At 64.5% G+C, this 16,235-nt stretch carries 15 protein-coding genes and 1 tRNA gene; 9 read left to right on the forward strand and 7 right to left on the reverse strand.

All coding sequences use genetic code 11. From position 1 onward, the window contains the following. Positions 1-193: 193 nt before the first annotated feature. The 4 genes from D1F64_RS06495 to D1F64_RS06510 all read right to left on the reverse strand — a co-directional run bounded on the left by D1F64_RS06495 (position 194) and on the right by D1F64_RS06510 (position 5,556). Positions 194-2,002: a methanol/ethanol family PQQ-dependent dehydrogenase gene (locus D1F64_RS06495; protein WP_117414471.1), complete on the reverse strand. Its 1,809-nt coding sequence runs from the start codon at positions 2,000-2,002 to the stop codon at positions 194-196. Between the two features lie 555 nt (positions 2,003-2,557). Then, entirely contained in the window at positions 2,558-3,868 is a 1,311-nt protein-coding gene (locus D1F64_RS06500) for a TRAP transporter large permease subunit (protein ID WP_117411762.1), read from the reverse strand. Position 3,869: 1 nt separating this feature from the next. Further along, a complete protein-coding gene (locus D1F64_RS06505; RefSeq protein ID WP_117411763.1) occupies positions 3,870-4,454 on the reverse strand; it encodes a TRAP transporter small permease in 585 nt (194 codons plus the stop codon). An 82-nt stretch (positions 4,455-4,536) separates the two neighbouring features. Next, complete coding sequence (locus D1F64_RS06510) at positions 4,537-5,556, reverse strand: TRAP transporter substrate-binding protein (RefSeq protein ID WP_117414472.1); 1,020 nt, start codon at positions 5,554-5,556, stop codon at positions 4,537-4,539. A 405-nt stretch (positions 5,557-5,961) separates the two neighbouring features. Here D1F64_RS06510 and D1F64_RS06515 point away from each other — a divergent pair, with 405 nt between their 5' ends. From D1F64_RS06515 to D1F64_RS06550, 8 genes are all read left to right on the forward strand, one after another. Continuing rightward, positions 5,962-6,885, forward strand: coding sequence for a LysR family transcriptional regulator (locus D1F64_RS06515; RefSeq protein WP_117411764.1), 924 nt, complete (start codon positions 5,962-5,964; stop codon positions 6,883-6,885). 188 nt (positions 6,886-7,073) lie between these two features. After that, positions 7,074-8,102 carry a C4-dicarboxylate TRAP transporter substrate-binding protein gene (locus tag D1F64_RS06520; RefSeq protein ID WP_117411765.1) on the forward strand — a complete coding sequence of 343 codons (1,029 nt, stop codon included), beginning with the start codon at positions 7,074-7,076 and terminating at the stop codon, positions 8,100-8,102. Between the two features lie 257 nt (positions 8,103-8,359). Then, positions 8,360-8,875, forward strand: a complete 516-nt coding sequence (locus D1F64_RS06525; RefSeq protein WP_162901352.1) for a TRAP transporter small permease — start codon at positions 8,360-8,362, stop codon at positions 8,873-8,875. Continuing rightward, positions 8,875-10,185, forward strand: coding sequence for a TRAP transporter large permease (locus D1F64_RS06530; protein WP_117411767.1), 1,311 nt, complete (start codon positions 8,875-8,877; stop codon positions 10,183-10,185). Before D1F64_RS06525 ends, D1F64_RS06530 begins: the two co-directional genes overlap by 1 nt. 10 nt (positions 10,186-10,195) lie before the next feature. Then, positions 10,196-10,855, forward strand: coding sequence for a glutathione S-transferase family protein (locus D1F64_RS06535; protein WP_117411768.1), 660 nt, complete (start codon positions 10,196-10,198; stop codon positions 10,853-10,855). After that, the gene (locus D1F64_RS06540) at positions 10,852-11,400 is read left to right on the forward strand and encodes a carboxymuconolactone decarboxylase family protein (RefSeq protein WP_117411769.1); all 549 of its coding nucleotides are present in this window, start codon (positions 10,852-10,854) and stop codon (positions 11,398-11,400) included. The genes D1F64_RS06535 and D1F64_RS06540 overlap by 4 nt, the downstream gene beginning before the upstream one ends. Positions 11,401-11,490: 90 nt before the next feature. Next, entirely contained in the window at positions 11,491-12,363 is an 873-nt protein-coding gene (locus tag D1F64_RS06545; RefSeq protein ID WP_117411770.1) for an amidohydrolase family protein, read from the forward strand. Between the two features lie 10 nt (positions 12,364-12,373). Continuing rightward, positions 12,374-13,174, forward strand: coding sequence for an SDR family NAD(P)-dependent oxidoreductase (locus tag D1F64_RS06550; RefSeq protein ID WP_117411771.1), 801 nt, complete (start codon positions 12,374-12,376; stop codon positions 13,172-13,174). 15 nt (positions 13,175-13,189) lie between these two features. On the opposite strand, the gene D1F64_RS06555 is transcribed toward D1F64_RS06550, so the two are convergent. Both D1F64_RS06555 and D1F64_RS06560 read right to left on the reverse strand, forming a co-directional pair. After that, positions 13,190-13,798 carry a 5-formyltetrahydrofolate cyclo-ligase gene (locus D1F64_RS06555; RefSeq protein WP_117411772.1) on the reverse strand — a complete coding sequence of 203 codons (609 nt, stop codon included), beginning with the start codon at positions 13,796-13,798 and terminating at the stop codon, positions 13,190-13,192. Between the two features lie 182 nt (positions 13,799-13,980). After that, a complete protein-coding gene (locus tag D1F64_RS06560; protein WP_117411773.1) occupies positions 13,981-14,457 on the reverse strand; it encodes a translation initiation factor 2 in 477 nt (158 codons plus the stop codon). 282 nt (positions 14,458-14,739) lie between these two features. On the opposite strand from D1F64_RS06560, the gene D1F64_RS23160 reads away from it, so the two are divergent. Beyond that, positions 14,740-15,960 carry a hypothetical protein gene (locus tag D1F64_RS23160; RefSeq protein ID WP_162901353.1) on the forward strand — a complete coding sequence of 407 codons (1,221 nt, stop codon included), beginning with the start codon at positions 14,740-14,742 and terminating at the stop codon, positions 15,958-15,960. 141 nt (positions 15,961-16,101) lie between these two features. On the opposite strand, the gene D1F64_RS06565 is transcribed toward D1F64_RS23160, so the two are convergent. Then, positions 16,102-16,176 (reverse strand) — tRNA-Gln (locus D1F64_RS06565). Between the last annotated feature and the right edge of the window lie 59 nt (positions 16,177-16,235).

A 16,235-nucleotide genomic window follows, 5' to 3' on the forward strand; every position in this document is an offset into this window, starting at 1 on the left:
AAATTCTCTCCCGTCGCCGTGTCTTGTTGTGTCTTGGTGGTTTCGTTCCGGCCGGTCTGCCGGCTCATCGCGGCCCGGCTTGCGCCCGGGCCTTGCCGAATATTCGTGTCGTGAATCCCGGATCTTCAGAAAAGGCGGGGCCGGTTCAAAGGACCGGCCCCGCTGGCGTTCGTTTGGCTCAGGTCTGGCGACCTTAGTCCGGGAGGGCGAACACCGTCAGTTGACCGCCGAGGTTGGTGTAGCTCGACAGTGCCTTATAGGCGCCAACCGCACCCAGACCGGCTGTGTCTTCGGTCAGGCCGGCCGCAAGACCGATGCCTGCCCAGCCGCCGATGCCCGACAGTACGGCTACATACTGCTTGCCACCGTGCTCGTAGGTGTTGACGTTGCCGATGATGCCGGACGGGGTCTTGAACCGGAACAGTTCGTCACCAGACGAGGCGTCGACGGCCTTCAGGTAACCTTCCAGCGTGCCGTAGAAGACGACATCGCCGTTGGTTGCTAGCGCGCCGGACCACACGGAGAACGGCTCGGGGAGCGACCACTTGATCTCACCCTTGGCGGCGTCCCAGGCGATGAAGTTGCCCAGACCGCCATGGCTGTCGGGTGCCGGATACATGGAGAGCGTCGCGCCCACGTACGGCTGACCGGCCGTGTAGGACACCTGGAACGGCTCGTAGTCCATGCAGACGTGGTTGGTCGGCACGTAGAACAGGCCGGTCTTCGGCGAATAGGCGGCCGGCTGCTGATCCTTGGAGCCAAGCGCCGCCGGGCAGATGCCCTCGGAGTTGACGTCCTCGCCGTTCTGGCCGGTCGAGTATTCGGCAACCACCTGCGGGCGGCCGTACTGATCGGAGTTGGGGTCCATCACGACTTCGGTCGCCCAGTTGACGGCCGGATCGTATTTCTCGGCCACGAGCAGCTCGCCGGTCACACGATCAAGCGTGTAGCCGAAGCCGTTGCGGTCGAAGTGGACCAGGGACTTGCGGGTCTCGCCGCCGATTTCCAGATCGGCAAGGATCATCTCGTTGACGCCGTCGTAATCCCACTCGTCATGCGGGGTCATCTGATAGACCCACTTGGCCATGCCCGTGTTGAGATCGCGGGCGAAGATGGTCATCGACCAGCGGTTGTCGCCGGGGCGCTGCACCGGGTTCCACGTGCCGGGGTTGCCCGAGCCGTAGTAGACCAGATTCAGCTCCGGATCGTAGGACATCCAGCCCCATGTGGCGCCGCCACCGATCTTCCACTGATCGCCTTCCCAGGTGTTGGTGCCGGAGTTTTCGCCGACCGGCTTGCCGAGATGCGTGGTGTTTTGCGGATCGACGAGAATGTTCTCGTCCGGGCCGACGGAGTAACCGCGCCAGGCCATGGCGCCGTCAGAGATGTTGTAGGCGGTGATGTGGCCCTGGATGCCGAACTCGCCACCGGAGATGCCGATCAGCACCTTGTCGCCGGCGACCAGCGGTGCCGAGGTGCCGGTCTCGCCCTTGCCAGCGTCACCGTTCTTCACCGACCACTTGACCGCGCCGGTGGCTGCGTCGAGCGCCACGAGCGTGGTGTCCGCCTGATGCAGGAAGATGGTGTCGTTGCCGTAGGCCACGCCGCGGTTGACTGTGTCGCAGCACATCACCGGGATGACATTCGGATCCTGCTTGGGCTCGTATTTCCAGATGATCCGGCCGTTGTCGTTGAGATCCAGCGCGAACACCGTGTTGGGGAACGGCGCGTGCACATACATCACGTCGCCAATCACCAGCGGGCCACCCTCATGGCCGCGCAGGACGCCCGTGGAAAATGTCCAGGCCACCTGCAGGTCGCCGACATTGTCCTTGTTGATCTGGTCCAGTTCGGAGTACCGCGTGCTGGAATAATTGCCCAGCGGCATGACCCAGTCGCTGGCGTTTTTCTGCATCTCCAGCAAGCCATCGTTCGCGATCGCCGCTGATGACGCCGTCATCGCAGCCACCGATATGGCTGCCAGTAGCTTTAACCTTTGCATTTCCATCCCCTACGCTTGTTGTTGTCCTGCACTCGCGTACGACGACCGCTCGCGGTGAAGCGCAAACTAGCATCGATGACTCTCCGGAAATGGTCTCTGGTTGTCGATAGCACCATAGTACTAAATTCTACTGACGAGTAAATTCAGTGTGCGAAATCTTGTGTTTACGCAAATGTTGCATTGCAGCGAACAGGCCCGTGTTTAAGACCTTCGTCTAGGTTTTTCGAACGCATTCCGGAAGGCCGGGAAAGGCTTTTGGTTGTTGCGGGCGCGCCCGGCCGCGACAAGCGCGCGTCCCGGGCGCGGGAATGCGGGGTCCTTCGCGCGCCTGCATTCCGCCGGCCAGTGGAGGCGGGACCATGTGCGGGGATGTGCGTGATCCATTGAAAACGCCGCCCCGGATCGGATCCGGGGCGGCGCTTTGCGTGGCCGCCTGAGACATCAGACGATCGTGTTGGTCAGCGTGCCGATGCCATCGCTGGAGATGTCGGCCACATCGCCGGGTGATGGCGCCTGTAGGCGGGGCGCTTTCGCGCTTCCGAACGGGCCTCTCTTCTAGATCATCCAGGTCGCGATGCCGGGGACGAACAGCAGCAGGGCGAGCACCAGAAGCTGCAGCACGATGAACGGCAGCAGCGCCGTGTAGATGTGCTGAAGGGTGATGTCCTTGGGCGCCACGCTCTTGAGGTAGAAGGCGGCGGGGCCGAAGGGCGGGGTCAGGTAGCTCACCTGCATGTTGACCGCGAACAGGATGCCGAACCAGATCGGATCGTAGCCGAGCTTGATGACGATCGGCACGAAGATCGGCAGGGTCAGCAGCGCGATGCCGATCCAGTCCAGGAACATGCCCAGCACCAGCAGGATCAGCATCATCACCATGATGATGACCACGGGCGAGGCGTCCAGTCCCAGGATCGCGGCGGAGACGAAGCGGTTGCCGCCCATCAGGTTGTAGACGCCGACGAGCACGGCCGCGGCGATGCCGATCCAGATGATCATGCCGCAGGTTTCCAGCGTGTGCACCAGGCTGTCCTGCATCATCTTGCCGTTGAGCTCGCGCCGCAGCCCCGACACGATCAGCACCGAGGAAACGCCCAGCGCCGCGGCTTCGGTGATCGAGGCGACGCCGCCGTAGATCGATCCCAGCACCACAAACACGATGAACAGCGGAGCGACCAGCGACTTGAGCGCGCTGGACACCGATTCCTCGGCGTGTTCCTCCGCCGACATGGGCGGCCCAAGCCGGGGATCGCGCAGGCACAGCACCAGCACGTAGGCCACGTAACAGGTCAGCAGCAGCAGCGCGGGGGTGATGGCGGCGACGAACAGATCGGCGATCGAGACGCCGGCGACCAGCCCGTAGATGATCAGCACGATGGAAGGCGGCATCATGGTGCCGAGCGAGCCGCCCGCGCAGACCACGCCGATGGACAGGCTTCGGTCATAGCCAAGCCGCAGCATCTGCGGCAGCGCCAGGATGCCGAGCAGCACGATCTCGCCGCCGATGACGCCGGACATGGCGGCCATCAGGATGGCGACGATCAGCGTCTGCACGGCGACGCCGCCGGGCAGGCGCCCGGCCAGCACGCGCATGCCGTTGAACAGGTCCTTGGCGATGCCCGATCTGTCCAGAAGCGCGGCCATGAGGATGAACATGGGGATGGCGACGAGCGAATATTCGGTGATGAAGCCGAAGATGCGCGAAGTCACCAGCGGCAGCGCGTTACCGCCGAACCAGCCGAAGGTGAAGACCAGCGCTACAAGGCCCGTGACCCAGGCGAGCGGCTGTCCGGTGATTAGAAGAATGAAGATGCTGGCGACCAGAAGATAGGTGCCCAGCTCGATGCCGATGCTGCTCAGGCCCATGCTACTTCTCCCCCGTCGCGTCGTTGCCCGCGGTGGCGGAGACGTCGCGGCGGATGGCCTTGATCAGATGCAGCAGGGTCTGGATGAACATCAGACACACGCAAAGGAAGATGGTGATCTTCAACAGCGCCGGCGTGGGCGGGTTCCAGGCGGTGCCGGTGCCCTCGAAGTGGAAATCGCCGGTGGGCGTGTGCGTGGCCTTCCACGACATGGTGGCGCCGGCGTAGCCGAGGCCGGCGAAGAAGACCATGGCGATGATCGAGTTGAGGATGTCGAGCCAGCGGCGGCCGCGCGGCGAGACGCTGTCGTAGATCATGCGCACGCGGATGTGCTTGTTGCGCGCCAGCGCGATCGGACCGCCGATGAGGAAGATCGCGGCGATCAGGAAGGTCGTGGTCTCATGCGCCCAGAAGGTCGGGCTGTCGAAGACGTAGCGCGAGATGACCTCGAACACGCTGACGCCGAAGGCGATGAAGATCGCCCAGGACAGTGGCTTGGCGGCATTGGCCACCACGCGGTCCAGCTTCGTGCGCACCTCTGGATCGCCGCCGTCGCGGTGGGCGTCCACATCCAAATCGTCCAACATTGATTGTCTCTCCGGCCGCAAGACTGCGCCCGGCGGAAGGATCCTCCGGGCGCAGATAAGATTGAGAACAGACCCGCTGATGCTACAGCAGGTTGCGGCCCTCGAGATACTTGATGACGGCGTCGTAGTAGCGCTGGGTCATCTCGGTCTTGCCGGCCCAGTTCTGCCACTCCTGCTGCGCGATGCGGCGGAATTTGGCGCGCTCGTCACCCGACCAGTTGATGATCTCGATCTCCGGGTTGGCCTTCGCCTTGGCGACGGCTTCCGCATCGAGTTTGCGCACCGAATAGACGTGGTTGAAGATGAAGGTGTCCACCGACGCGTTGAGGACCGCCTTCAGGTCGTCGGGGAGGTCGTCCCAGATCGACTTGGTCATGGAGATGTCGATCAGCGGCAGCGAATGGAAGCCGGGGTACAGCGGGTAGTGGGCGATGTCGTTCATACCCTGGCCCTGATTGGCGGCAAAGACGGTGTAGTCGGCCGCGTCGATCACGCCCTTGTCGAGCGCGGTGAAGACTTCCGATCCCGGCAGGGCCACCGGGGATGCGCCGGCCTTGGAGAAGATCTCGTAGACCATGCCTTCCGGCGCGCGCAGTTTGACGCCCTTGAGGTCCTCGACAGTGCGGATCGGTACCTTGGAGACGAAGGCTTCCGGCTCGGTCGCGGCGGCGCCGATGAAGTGAACGCCGTAGGGTTCGACCAGCTCCGCGTAGAGCTCATGCCCGCCGCCCGACTGCATGAAGCCGAGAAGCTCGAACGGGTCCGACCAGGCGCCAACGAGGTTGCCCATCATGGCAAACGCCGGGTCGCGGCCGGCGAAATAGCTCGGATCGGTCAGGTGGCCCTGAAGAATGCCGGCGCCGACCGCTTCCAGCGTGTCGGTGTGCGGCACGACCGCGCCGATCGGTAGGATCTCGATTTCGATGCGGCCGCCGGACAGCGCCTTGACGCTATCGGCCCACTTCTGCTTGTTGATAAAGCCCGGCTCACCGGCGGTCTCGGACGTCTGGAACGTCCAGTTGTAGTCCGCGGCCACGGCGGGACCGGACAAGGCAAGGGCCGACACGGCGATGGCGGCGGCGCCCAAAATGGTCTTGAACATGTGCATTTCTCTCCCTGGTGTGCTTTTTTTAAATCGATTTAGTTTTTCTAGCGGACCCGCGCGGGCGATGCAATGGGAGCTATCTTTTCCGGCGGGGTGATCCGAATTTGTGCATGGTTTGGAACGCGCGATCAACCGCCCTGTCCACACCCGGCTGCGGCCGGGCGGGACCGGCGCGGGGGCGGATCGCACGAAGTCCCGATGGAGTCAGGGATTCCCGATCCGCGGCGCGGCGCGGCTCGCAAGCCGGCTTAGACGAAAGTCGTGCCGGCGCGCCCTTGGGGAAACGGCCCCGCAAAACCATTGCGGCGGCGGCGCGATCTTCGTGTATTGATCTGCGGTCCTGAACCATGGGAGCGCCTCGGCGTCCCGTAAGCCGACACTGTCAACGGAATCGCGGACACCATGAACGCCGACTGGCAAATCGAACTCCGCGCGCTGCGCTATTTCGTCTGCATCGCGGAGGAGAAGAGTTTTACCCGCGCCGCCAGCCGGCTGCGGGTGGCGCAGCCGGCGCTCAGCCGGCAGATCCGCAAGCTGGAGGAGGATCTCCAAGTCGAGCTGTTCATCCGCCACGTGCGCGGTGTGGAGCTGACGGAGGCCGGCGAGATCCTGCTCAGCCGCGCCTATGTGATCTTCAACCAGCTGCAACAGACCCATCACGATGTCACGAGTCATTCCGCGACGCCGGCCGGTGTGGTGACCGTCGGCATACCGCCGACGCCGGGGGAGTTCATCGCGCCGCCGCTTTTGCGCCGGACCCGGGAGCTCTACCCGGAAATCGAGCTGCGCTTCGTCGAGGGATTTTCCGGCGAGCTGGAAAAGAAGCTGGCCAACAACGAGATCGGCGTCGCGGTGATGCACGATCCGGCCTCGCGTCCGGAAATCAAGATCTCGGAGCTGCTGGTGGAGCGGCTGTGCCTGGTCGGCCCGCCCGGCAGTCTCGACAAGCCGTTGTACACGTTGACCGAGGCGGCGGAGTTTCCGCTGATCCTGCCGAGCCGGCCGAATTTCCTGCGCATTCTGCTCGACGACAGTTCCGAGCGTCTCGCCCTGACCCTCAACGTGGTGACGCGATCGGACGGCCTGTGGCACACCAAGTCGCTGGTGCGGCACGGAAACGGCTTCACCATCCTCACCTACGGCGCGGTGATTTCCGAGGTGCAGCAGGGCCAGCTCGAGGCGGTGCCCATCCACGAGCCCGAGATCACCTGGACCCTGTGCGTGGCGATGCGCAAGGACCAGAGCCGCAAACAGACGCTGGTGGTCATCGAGGATCTGATCCGTGAGATTGTCCAGGAACTGCTGCGCGACGGAACTTGGAAATGATGGGGCAGGGGCGGCGGGCGCTTCGCCGGGAATGCACATCCATGCCCAAAAGGCATGGCATGCATAAAACTATAGTATTTGAATTATAGCTGCCCGACCCGTCTAATCCCCAACATCGCCGGCACGCATCCGGCCGATGACTCTGATGGGCTGAATCGGCGTTACGAAAAAGCGCCTGGGAGGAAAACATGACTGCACTACGCCGCCGCGGTTTCGCGGCAAGCGCCGCGCTTGCGTTGGGCCTTGCCGCCTCGACTTTCTCGTTCGAGGCGCAGGCCACGACCTACAAGTGGATCACATTCAAGCCGCAGGGCGCGGGAGACGCGCAGGCGATCTCGACCCAGTGGTTCGTCGACCAGTTCAAGGAACGCACGGGCGGCAAGCACGAGATCGAAGTGTTCTGGGGCGGTTCCGTCGCCAAGACCCGGGAGATTCCGGACTCGCTTGCGGCCGGCGTCGGCGATTTCGGCGATATCATCACGCCGTACTTCCCGGACAAGTTCCCGCTCAACAACGCGGTCGGCTTCTTCATTCCGCAGCCCAAGTCGACGATCGAGATCGCCGAGCTGATGGAGAAGTGGCACGCCAAGTATCCGCAGTTCTCCCAGGAGCTGGAAAGCCAGAACCTGAAGGCCATCGGTTTCCGCCCGCTGGAAAGCTACGGCATGCTGTGCACCTCGCCGGTGCGCTCGGCCGCCGATCTGAAGGGCAAGCGCATCCGCACCTACGGCTTCGCCTATCCCGCCCTGGTGGAAGCACTCGGCGCCACGCCGGTCTCCGTCGCCACCTCGGAGGCCTATGAGGCGCTGGAGCGCAACATCCTCGACTGCACGCCGATCGGCCCGGCGCTGGCGCACGGCTGGAAGTACGATGAAGTGGCGAAATACTACATCGAGATCCCGCTTGGCGCGTCCTTCGGCCACCTGATCGCCATGAACCTCGACAGCTACAAGGCGATGGACGCGGAGACCAAGGCCGTCGTCGACCAGCTCGGTCACGACTATGCCAGGGAATACGCCGATGAGCTGGATTCCGACGACGCCAAGGTGCGCGCCGGCTGGCCGGAGAAGGGCGTCGAGGTCATCGCCTTCCCGCGCGAGGAGCTGATCGCGGTCATCGACGACGAGCGCATCCAGAACGTGCGCAAGGAATGGATCTCGCGGGCCGACGCGCTCGGCGTCCCCTCGGACGAGATCATCTCCGAACTGAAGTTCTGATCGTCGCGATTGCGCGTTCAGGCAACGGCCTGACGGCGAACCGGACCGATCCGGGGGCGGCAAAGCCTCTCCCGGATCTCTTCACCACGCCGCCCGGTCCGTGGTCCGGCGTGCTGACAATCGGGCGAAACATGCCGCGCATCTTGCCGGCGGTCACGCGGCCGCGCGATGCTGCGAGCGTTTGAATTTGGGTGATCGCCGCCGCGCCGCTTCACGTTTCGTGCGGAGGCGGCCCGGCTCCAATGGGGAAGGTTTCCATGTCGTCATTCGACCAGCTCTGGCGCGGCTACGGCACCGTGCTGCGCATATGCGGGCTTGCCGCCGGTTACATCACCTTCGCCATGATGGTGCTGGTGGTCGCCAACGCGGTGTCGCGCTTTCTGTTCAACGCGCCGGTATCGGGGGCCTTCGAGATCACCGAGTCCATGCTGACGGTGCTGATCTTCCTGTCGCTGGCGCTGACGCAATACGAAGGCGGGCACATCCGCGTCGTGCTGATCACCCAGCGGCTGGCGCCGCCGCTGCGCCGCGCAGCGCGTCTGTTCGCCCTCATCGCGGGCGCCCTGTTCTTCGGCTGGTGCGCGGTTGCCGCCTGGGGGTACGCCATGCAGTCCCTGGCCATCAACGAGCAGCAGTGGGGCGCGGTGCGCTACCCGCTCTATCCCGTGAAATTCGTCGTGTTCGCCGGGCTGGGTCTGCTTGCCGTCCAGTTCGCGCTTGGTGCCGTCCGCGAGGCGCTCGGGCGCGCGGGCGATGAAGAGGTCACCGAATAATGGCCGGTCTTGAAATCGGAATGATCGGCGTTGCCGCGCTGTTCACCGCCATCCTGCTCGGCGTCAACGTGATGGTGGCGCTCGGCGCCGTCGGCGCGCTGGGCCTGGCCTCCATCGTCGGCGTGCACGGCGCCACAGCGATGTTGTCGACGGTGTTCTTCGACACCACCCATTCCTTCCACTTCAGCGTCATCCCGCTGTTCCTGCTGATGGGTTTCTTCGCCATGCGCGCCGGGCTCGGCGAGGACATGTTCGAGGCGACCAGCAAGTGGCTGGGCAACCTCAAGGGCGGTCTGGCGATCTCCACCACGATTGGCGCGGCCGCCTTCGGCGCGGCCTCGGGCTCCTCGGTGGGCACCGCCACGGTGTTCACCAAGCTGGCGTTGCCGCAGATGCTGGATCGCGGCTACGACAAGCGGCTCGCCTCGGCGTCGATCGCCATCGCCGGCACCCTGGCGGTGATGATCCCGCCCAGCGCGCTGGTGGTGGTCTACGGCATCCTCACCGACTCCAGCATCGGCGGGCTGCTGATCGCCGGCGTCATTCCCGGCGTGATGTTCGCGACCATCCTGTGCCTCGCCACCTATCTCACGGTGTTGCGCAATCCCGCGCTGGCGCCGGTCGTCAAGGCGAACTACAGCCTGCGCGAGAAGGTCTATTCGCTGCGTCTCGCCGGACCGCTGCTGCTGGTGATCGTGTGCATCATCTCCGGCCTGTACCTGGGCATCTTCACGCCGACGGAAGCCGGCGGCATCGGCGCGGCGCTGACGCTTTCGCTCGCCGTCATCCGCCAGCGCGGGCTGAAGGGCGTCAAGCTCAACGAGACGCTGCTCGACACCATTCGCACCTCGGCGATGATCTTCGCCATCATCATCTGCGCGCTGGTGTTTTCCAAGTTCCTCGCGCTCAGCGGCGTCGCCAATGCGCTGGGCGGTTTTCTCACGGATCTCGACGTCAACCGCTGGGTGGTGGTGGGCATCATCGTGGTGATCTATCTGCTGCTCGGCATGATGATGGACGCGCCGGCGCTGCTGGCCATCACGCTGCCGATCACCCATCCGGTGATGATGAAGCTCGGCTTCGATCCGATCTGGTTCGGCGTCTTCGTGGTGCTGCTGGTGGAGATCGGAGCGGTGACGCCGCCCGTGGGCATCAACTGCTTCGTGGTGCAGGCCTCCTCGGAAGGGCGCGTGAAGCTCGAGGACGTCTTCCGCGGGCTGGTGCCTTATGTGCTCGCGGGCTTCGTCATGCTGCTGCTGCTGTGCCTGTTCCCGCAGATCGCGCTGTTCCTGCCGCAGACGATGAAGTGAGGACACGAGCATGACCGCACGTGCGACACAGCCGCGGCCGGCCAAGCCGGCGCCGCGGACCCTCCGCTCGACCCTGACGTCTCCCTTCGGGCGCAAGGTCCGTATCGCCATCGAGGTGCTGGATCTGGCCGGGCGGATCGAGGTGGTGCCGGCCGACACGCGGGACGAGGGCGACAGCCTGCGCGCGCAGAACCCGCTGGGCAAGATGCCCTGCCTGCTGCTCGACGATGGCACGGCGCTGTATGACAGCCGCGTCATCATCGAGTATCTCGACCGCTGGTCGGGCCGCGACGCCCTGCTGCCGGCGCCGGCCCTGACCCGCGCCGTCGCGCAGACCCGCGCCGCACTCGCCGACGGCATCGCGGATGCCGCGTTGCTGATGGTCTACGAGGGGCGGTTTCGCGAGCCCGCGCAGATCTCCCAGGTGTGGCTGGCGCATCAGCGCGGCAAGGTGGAGCGCGGGCTCGCGGAGATGTCCGCAAACCTGCCCGATGCGAACGTCACCGACATCGTGTCGATCTCGCTGGCCTGCGCGCTGGGCTATCTCGACTGGCGCAAGCCGGTGGAGTGGCGCGGCCGCTATCCCGCTCTGACCGGCTGGCTGGAGGCCTTCGCCGCCCACGAGCCCGCCTTCAACGCCACCCGCATGCCACAAGAGGTGACCGCATGAGCCGCATTCCGCCGCTTGACCCCGATGCCCTGTCGGAGCGCCAGAAGCAAGTCTACGACGCCATCGCCTCCGGTCCGCGCGGAGGCGTTCGCGGCCCGCTTGCCGTGTGGCTGAACCGTCCCGATCTGGCCGATGCGGCGCAGGCGCTGGGCCGCTACTGCCGCTATGACAGCCTGCTGGAGCCGCGGCTGTCGGAACTGGCGATCCTGGCAACCGCGCGCGTCTGGGCATCGGAGTTCGAATGGGCGGCGCACAAGGCGATCGCGCTGAAGGCCGGCGTGCCGGAGGCGGCCGTCGAGGCGATCCGCACCGGCGGCGAGCCGATCTTCGAGGCCGAGGATCAGGCCGTGGTCTACGAGTTCGCCAAGACCCTGCACGTGGAGCGGAGGGTTGGCGACGATCTCTATGCCCGCGCCGTCAAGGTTCTGGGACAGGAGGCGGTTGTCGATCTGACCGGGATCCTTGGCTACTACACGCTGATTTCCATGACCATTAACGTCTTCGAGGTGCCGCCGCCCGAAGGCCATGTGCCCGAACTCGCGTAGTCCGCGATGTCTCCGGGCCGGCGTCCTCCCCGCCGGCCCGCACGCCCGTTCGTGCGGGCGGAGACCCCGTTCAACCTGATGAGCCCTGCCATGACCACCGCCCCGATCACCTATCATCCCGCGCCGTCCGCGCCCGCCTTCACCATGCCCAAGGGGGCGTGCGACACCCATTGCCACGTCTTCGGGCCGGCCGCCGTGTTTCCCTATGATCCGGCCAGCAAGCTGCATCCGGGCGACGCGCCGAAGGACAAGCTCTTCGCGCTGCACGACTCGCTTGGCATCGAGCGCTGCGTGATCGTGCATTCCGGCGTGCACGGGTTCGACACCCGCGCCACCGCCGACGCGCTGGCCGCAAGGCAGGGCACGTACCTCGGCGTCGCCCTGATGCCGCATGACGTGTCGGACGACGACATCGCGCGGCATCACGACATGGGCTTTCGCGGCATCCGCTTCAATTACATGGCGCACCTGACGCCCGGGGCGACGATGGAGCAGCTGTTGCGACTGTCCGAGCGGCTGGCGCGCTTCGACTGGCATCTGGCGATCCACATGGACAATGCGCTGATCGAGAGCATGGCGCCGGGGCTGGCGAAGGCGTCGACGCCGGTGATCATTGATCACATGGGCCGCATCGACGCCAGCCAGGGGCTCGATCAGGCGCCGTTTGGCGCGCTGCAGCGGCTGATGGAGAACGAACACATGTGGGTCAAGGTCTCGGGCTGCGAGCGCGCCTCAAGGCAGGATGCGCCTTATGCCGACGCGGTGCCCTTCGCCCGCACGCTGGTTGAAAAATTTCCCGACCGGGTGCTGTGGGGCACCGACTGGCCGCACCCGAATTTCCGGGCCGACCCGCCGGACGACGGCGTGCTCGTCGACCTGATCCCGCAGATGGCGCAGACGGCTGAGCTGCAGCGCAAGCTGCTGGTCGACAATCCGATGCGTTTGTATCGCTTCGAGAAGTGAGGAGCTGATCATGGCCGGACGGCTTGAAGGCAAGATCGCGATTGTCACGGGTGCCGGCTGCGTCGGTCCCGGGTGGGGCAACGGTCGCGCCGCCTGCGTGCGCTTCGCGCAAGAAGGCGCGAAGATCTTTGCCGTCGATCTCAATCCCGAGGCGCTCAAGGAGACCCTTGAGCGCACGCAAGCCGCGGGCGGTGAGATCGTCGGGCACATCTGCGACATCACCGATTCTGCCGCTGTCGCCGCCATGGCCGAGGCCTGTGTGGCCCGGTTCGGACGTATCGACGTGCTGGTCAACAATGTGGGCGGCTCGGCCAAGGGCGGGCCGGTGGAGATGTCCGAGGAGGTCTGGGACAGGCAGATCGATTTCAACCTCAAGAGCATCTATCTCACCTGCAAGGCGGTTCTGCCGGTGATGGAGCGCCAGGGTTCCGGCGCCATCGTCAACACGTCCTCGACCTCCGGCATGCGCTGGACGGGGGCGGCCCAGACGGCTTACGCGGCGACCAAGGCGGCGGTGATCCAGTTCTCCAAGGTGGTGGCGGTGGAATACGCCGCGCGCGGCATCCGCGTGAACACCGTGGTGCCGGGGCAGCTGCACACGCCGATGGTGGAGGCGCGGCTTGCGGGCCAGCGCGCCGGTGGCGACGTCGAGGCGCTGCTGAAGACCCGCGTCGCGCGCATTCCGCTCGGCTTCATGGGCGACGGGCGCGACACCGCCAACGCGGCGCTGTTTTTGGCGTCTGACGAGGCGCGCTTCATCACCGGCACCGAGATCGTCGTCGACGGCGGCATGACCGCGCGCTGCGACTGACCACGCGCGCCCGGTTCAGGCGCCGAAAACACCGTCCTCGGTAAGGATCACGTCCATCGCTATGTCATAGGGCTGCGGATAGATGGTCGGGATGCGCTGGGCCGTGTAGCCGACGCCGATGACGCGCGGCTTGCGCGGCATCGCCGCCAGGGTGCGGTCGAAGAACCCGCCGCCGTATCCCAGCCGAAAGCCGCGCGGATCAAAACCGACCAGCGGCGCGATGACGACGTCCGGCATCACCTGCTCGGCGTCTGCTGTGGGGATGGGAATGTTCCACACGCCCCGGTCGAGCGGATCTCCGGGGGTCCAGCGCCTGAAGATCAGCGGTGCCGCCGGCTCGATGACCACCGGCAGGGCGCAGCGCCCGCCGCGCGCGGCAATCCCGGCGGCCCAGTCGCGCAGGTCCGGCTCGCCGCGAAACGGCCAGTAGAGGCTGACCGTCAGACCGTCGGGGGTGCCGAGGAGGTGGTCGAGCGCTTCACCAATGCGCTCGGAATGGCCGCGCCGCTCGTCCGCCGGGATGGCCAGCCGGGCCGCGATCTGTCGTGCGCGTTCCGCCTTGCGCCAGCGCTTGAGATCCGCGTCGCCGCCCGCCGCCGCGTACTCCGGCTCCAGTTCATGCATGAAGCAGGGCGGCGAGGCGAAGAATTGGGGGTGTCGTCATTGTCGGACATGGAGAGGCTCGCGGCTGTCGGGCGTATCCCGCCCCTATAGCATATGCCGCCGCCGCTGACGATTTGGCCGCGCGCCAGCCCCCTGGTGTCCCGGCCGGGACACCAGGGGGCGTCGGATTCAGATCATCCCGGTCAGGACATCGGCGGGCCCTGGGGCTTGTTCTTGCGGTCCCACTCCTGTTCCTCGAGCTTCTTGACGTCGCCCGGCGGCGTCGCGCTGTTTGCCGGATCGAGCGGCTCGAGCGCGATCAGCACCGGATTGGGCGCGTGGCTGAGCGTGGCGCCGGAAATCGCATCCACGCCGACGCCGATCACGCCGCCGATTAGGATGTTGCCCGCAACGCCGGCCGCCCCGCCCGCCGACATGCCGGTGGAGACAAAGACGCTTTCGGGCTTGTAGCCAGGCTTGGAGGCGGTGACCGTGAACTCGGCCTTGCGCTTCGCCTGCAGATTGCACGGCATTCCCGTGCACGACAGGCCGATCGTCGTCTCGACCTTGGCGTCGGCCGGATCCACCACGACGCGGACCTCCTCGGTCGTGCCGCGCGTCACCGTCGCACAGCCGGACACAGCCAGGCCGAGCGCCACCAGCACATGGATATTTCGCATAAAACAATCCCCCAGCGGCGGCCTCACGACGTCAACGAGAGGCCCCGGTCCCCAAAATTCTCTTTCACTGAAAAAGCCACGCCGCCGATCAGCAACGCCGGGGTTCTATAGGGTGAATTGTTTGATTTAGCAAATGTCGCGGAAGTGGTTAGTTCGCCGCAATTGAAGTTGGGCTTGCCGGAATCCGAGAGCGCCAGTGGGGCCTGTGTCTATTGGGAAAGCCGGCGCTGGATTGCACCATATCTTCTGTCCTAGTCTCTATGGCACAGGGGTAAACAGCAGATGCGGTTGATAATTGCGCTTTTTGGTTTTGTTTTGGCCGGTATGTCCTTCGCTTCAGCGGTGACTGTTGAGCCAATCAATGGCGACGTTCGCGCACTTATCGTGCGCGGCGAATTCGCCCTGGACGACGACGTTAATTCTTTGATCGTGGCTGCGGCGCGGTATCGCCCACTGTTTGTTACGTTTGACTCCGCAGGCGGAAATGTTGATGCCGCGATGAGGTTTGGACGAACGATCCGCAGTCTTGGTCTCGGAACATTTCAGCTTCGTGCTGCAGAGTGTGCATCAGCCTGCGCATTGGCATTTCTGGGTGGTGTCACGCGTATTGCGGAAGCCGGATCTATCGGAGTTCATCGTGCCTCTTTTGCACCGAACGCGCGCATCGACGCAGAGACAGCGGTGAGTGCGATACAGGCGCTAACCGCTGAGGTAATCGCCTATTTAATAGAGTTGGGGGTGGATCCTGGGCTGCTTCGGCTGAGCCTCTCGATCGATAGCCGTGATATTCGCTATCTGACGGCTGCAGAGATGCAGCAGTACGCCGTGACCAGTCATGCGCCTCCGGAGTCTTCACCGACAACGATGCCGTCGGGCGTACCCTTGCCACCTTCTCGACCAGCGGTTTTGCGAAAAGAAGACATGGCGCTTGATTTCATCAAACGGGTGCATGCCGCTTGGTCGCTGCCAAACGAAGTGGCGTTGCAGGTCCTGTCGGGCGCTTATGCTGAAACGGTTTCCTTCTACGGCAAGCCGACATCGCGGAGCGAAATTCTCAAGGAGAAGAATGCGTTTGCAAAGCGATGGCCGACGCGGATCTACGCCCTCTCACCCGGTTCAGCAACTGTGCGGTGTCATGGGGCATGCACGGTCAGTGCGGAGGTGAATTGGTATGCGCATAGCGATCTGCGCCAGGCAACATCTTCAGGTGCTGCGGATTTAGTCTTAACGATTGACATCGACCGTCAGCTTATTCTCTCTGAATCCAGCAAAGTGCGCCAACGTGATGCCAAGCCGACTGGGCCTGTTCGGATCGTCGGCTTGTGGCACAAGGAAAACGATCTATGTCGCGGTGGTCCAGGCGACGAGGTCACGACACTCGACGCTTGCGAGCGGCGTGAGGAGATTGGCGAGAGCCTCAAGGGCATCGGTTGGTGTTATGGACAATCTGGCGAACTTGACCGTGCGGCAGAGTGGAATCGATGCCTTGTGGCCAAGCCGTAAACATTGCCTATTTCAATTTGCCGGGGAGGGCCTTGGCTGTCGTGCAATTGCTATCGTTATGTGACCTGAAAGCATGATGCGCATGGTCACGACTCGAGGCCGGACGAAATCGTTAAGTCATAAAAGGCTTTGGCAAAAGGTTGGCTGGGGCGGCAGGATTCGAACCTGCGAATGGCGGCACCAAAAGCCGCTGCCTTACCACTTGGCCACGCCCCATCGCGTGCATGTGTGACCCGTCTGTGCCAAGCCACGCTTGCAGCGCCCACCGTATAGCG

The sequence above is a fragment of the Breoghania sp. L-A4 genome, from assembly GCF_003432385.1.
Lineage (GTDB): Bacteria > Pseudomonadota > Alphaproteobacteria > Rhizobiales > Stappiaceae > Breoghania.

What these genes read in the sequence shown, in the direction of transcription:
- D1F64_RS06495 (WP_117414471.1), bottom strand. Translation starts at nt 2,002, where the DNA reads ATGCAAAGGTTAAAGCTACTGGCAGCCATATCGGTGGCTGCGATGACG.
- D1F64_RS06500 (WP_117411762.1), bottom strand. Translation starts at nt 3,868, where the DNA reads ATGGGCCTGAGCAGCATCGGCATCGAGCTGGGCACCTATCTTCTGGTC.
- D1F64_RS06505 (WP_117411763.1), bottom strand. Translation starts at nt 4,454, where the DNA reads ATGTTGGACGATTTGGATGTGGACGCCCACCGCGACGGCGGCGATCCA.
- D1F64_RS06510 (WP_117414472.1), bottom strand. Translation starts at nt 5,556, where the DNA reads ATGTTCAAGACCATTTTGGGCGCCGCCGCCATCGCCGTGTCGGCCCTT.
- D1F64_RS06515 (WP_117411764.1), top strand. Translation starts at nt 5,962, where the DNA reads ATGAACGCCGACTGGCAAATCGAACTCCGCGCGCTGCGCTATTTCGTC.
- D1F64_RS06520 (WP_117411765.1), top strand. Translation starts at nt 7,074, where the DNA reads ATGACTGCACTACGCCGCCGCGGTTTCGCGGCAAGCGCCGCGCTTGCG.
- D1F64_RS06525 (WP_162901352.1), top strand. Translation starts at nt 8,360, where the DNA reads ATGTCGTCATTCGACCAGCTCTGGCGCGGCTACGGCACCGTGCTGCGC.
- D1F64_RS06530 (WP_117411767.1), top strand. Translation starts at nt 8,875, where the DNA reads ATGGCCGGTCTTGAAATCGGAATGATCGGCGTTGCCGCGCTGTTCACC.
- D1F64_RS06535 (WP_117411768.1), top strand. Translation starts at nt 10,196, where the DNA reads ATGACCGCACGTGCGACACAGCCGCGGCCGGCCAAGCCGGCGCCGCGG.
- D1F64_RS06540 (WP_117411769.1), top strand. Translation starts at nt 10,852, where the DNA reads ATGAGCCGCATTCCGCCGCTTGACCCCGATGCCCTGTCGGAGCGCCAG.
- D1F64_RS06545 (WP_117411770.1), top strand. Translation starts at nt 11,491, where the DNA reads ATGACCACCGCCCCGATCACCTATCATCCCGCGCCGTCCGCGCCCGCC.
- D1F64_RS06550 (WP_117411771.1), top strand. Translation starts at nt 12,374, where the DNA reads ATGGCCGGACGGCTTGAAGGCAAGATCGCGATTGTCACGGGTGCCGGC.
- D1F64_RS06555 (WP_117411772.1), bottom strand. Translation starts at nt 13,798, where the DNA reads ATGCATGAACTGGAGCCGGAGTACGCGGCGGCGGGCGGCGACGCGGAT.
- D1F64_RS06560 (WP_117411773.1), bottom strand. Translation starts at nt 14,457, where the DNA reads ATGCGAAATATCCATGTGCTGGTGGCGCTCGGCCTGGCTGTGTCCGGC.
- D1F64_RS23160 (WP_162901353.1), top strand. Translation starts at nt 14,740, where the DNA reads ATGCGGTTGATAATTGCGCTTTTTGGTTTTGTTTTGGCCGGTATGTCC.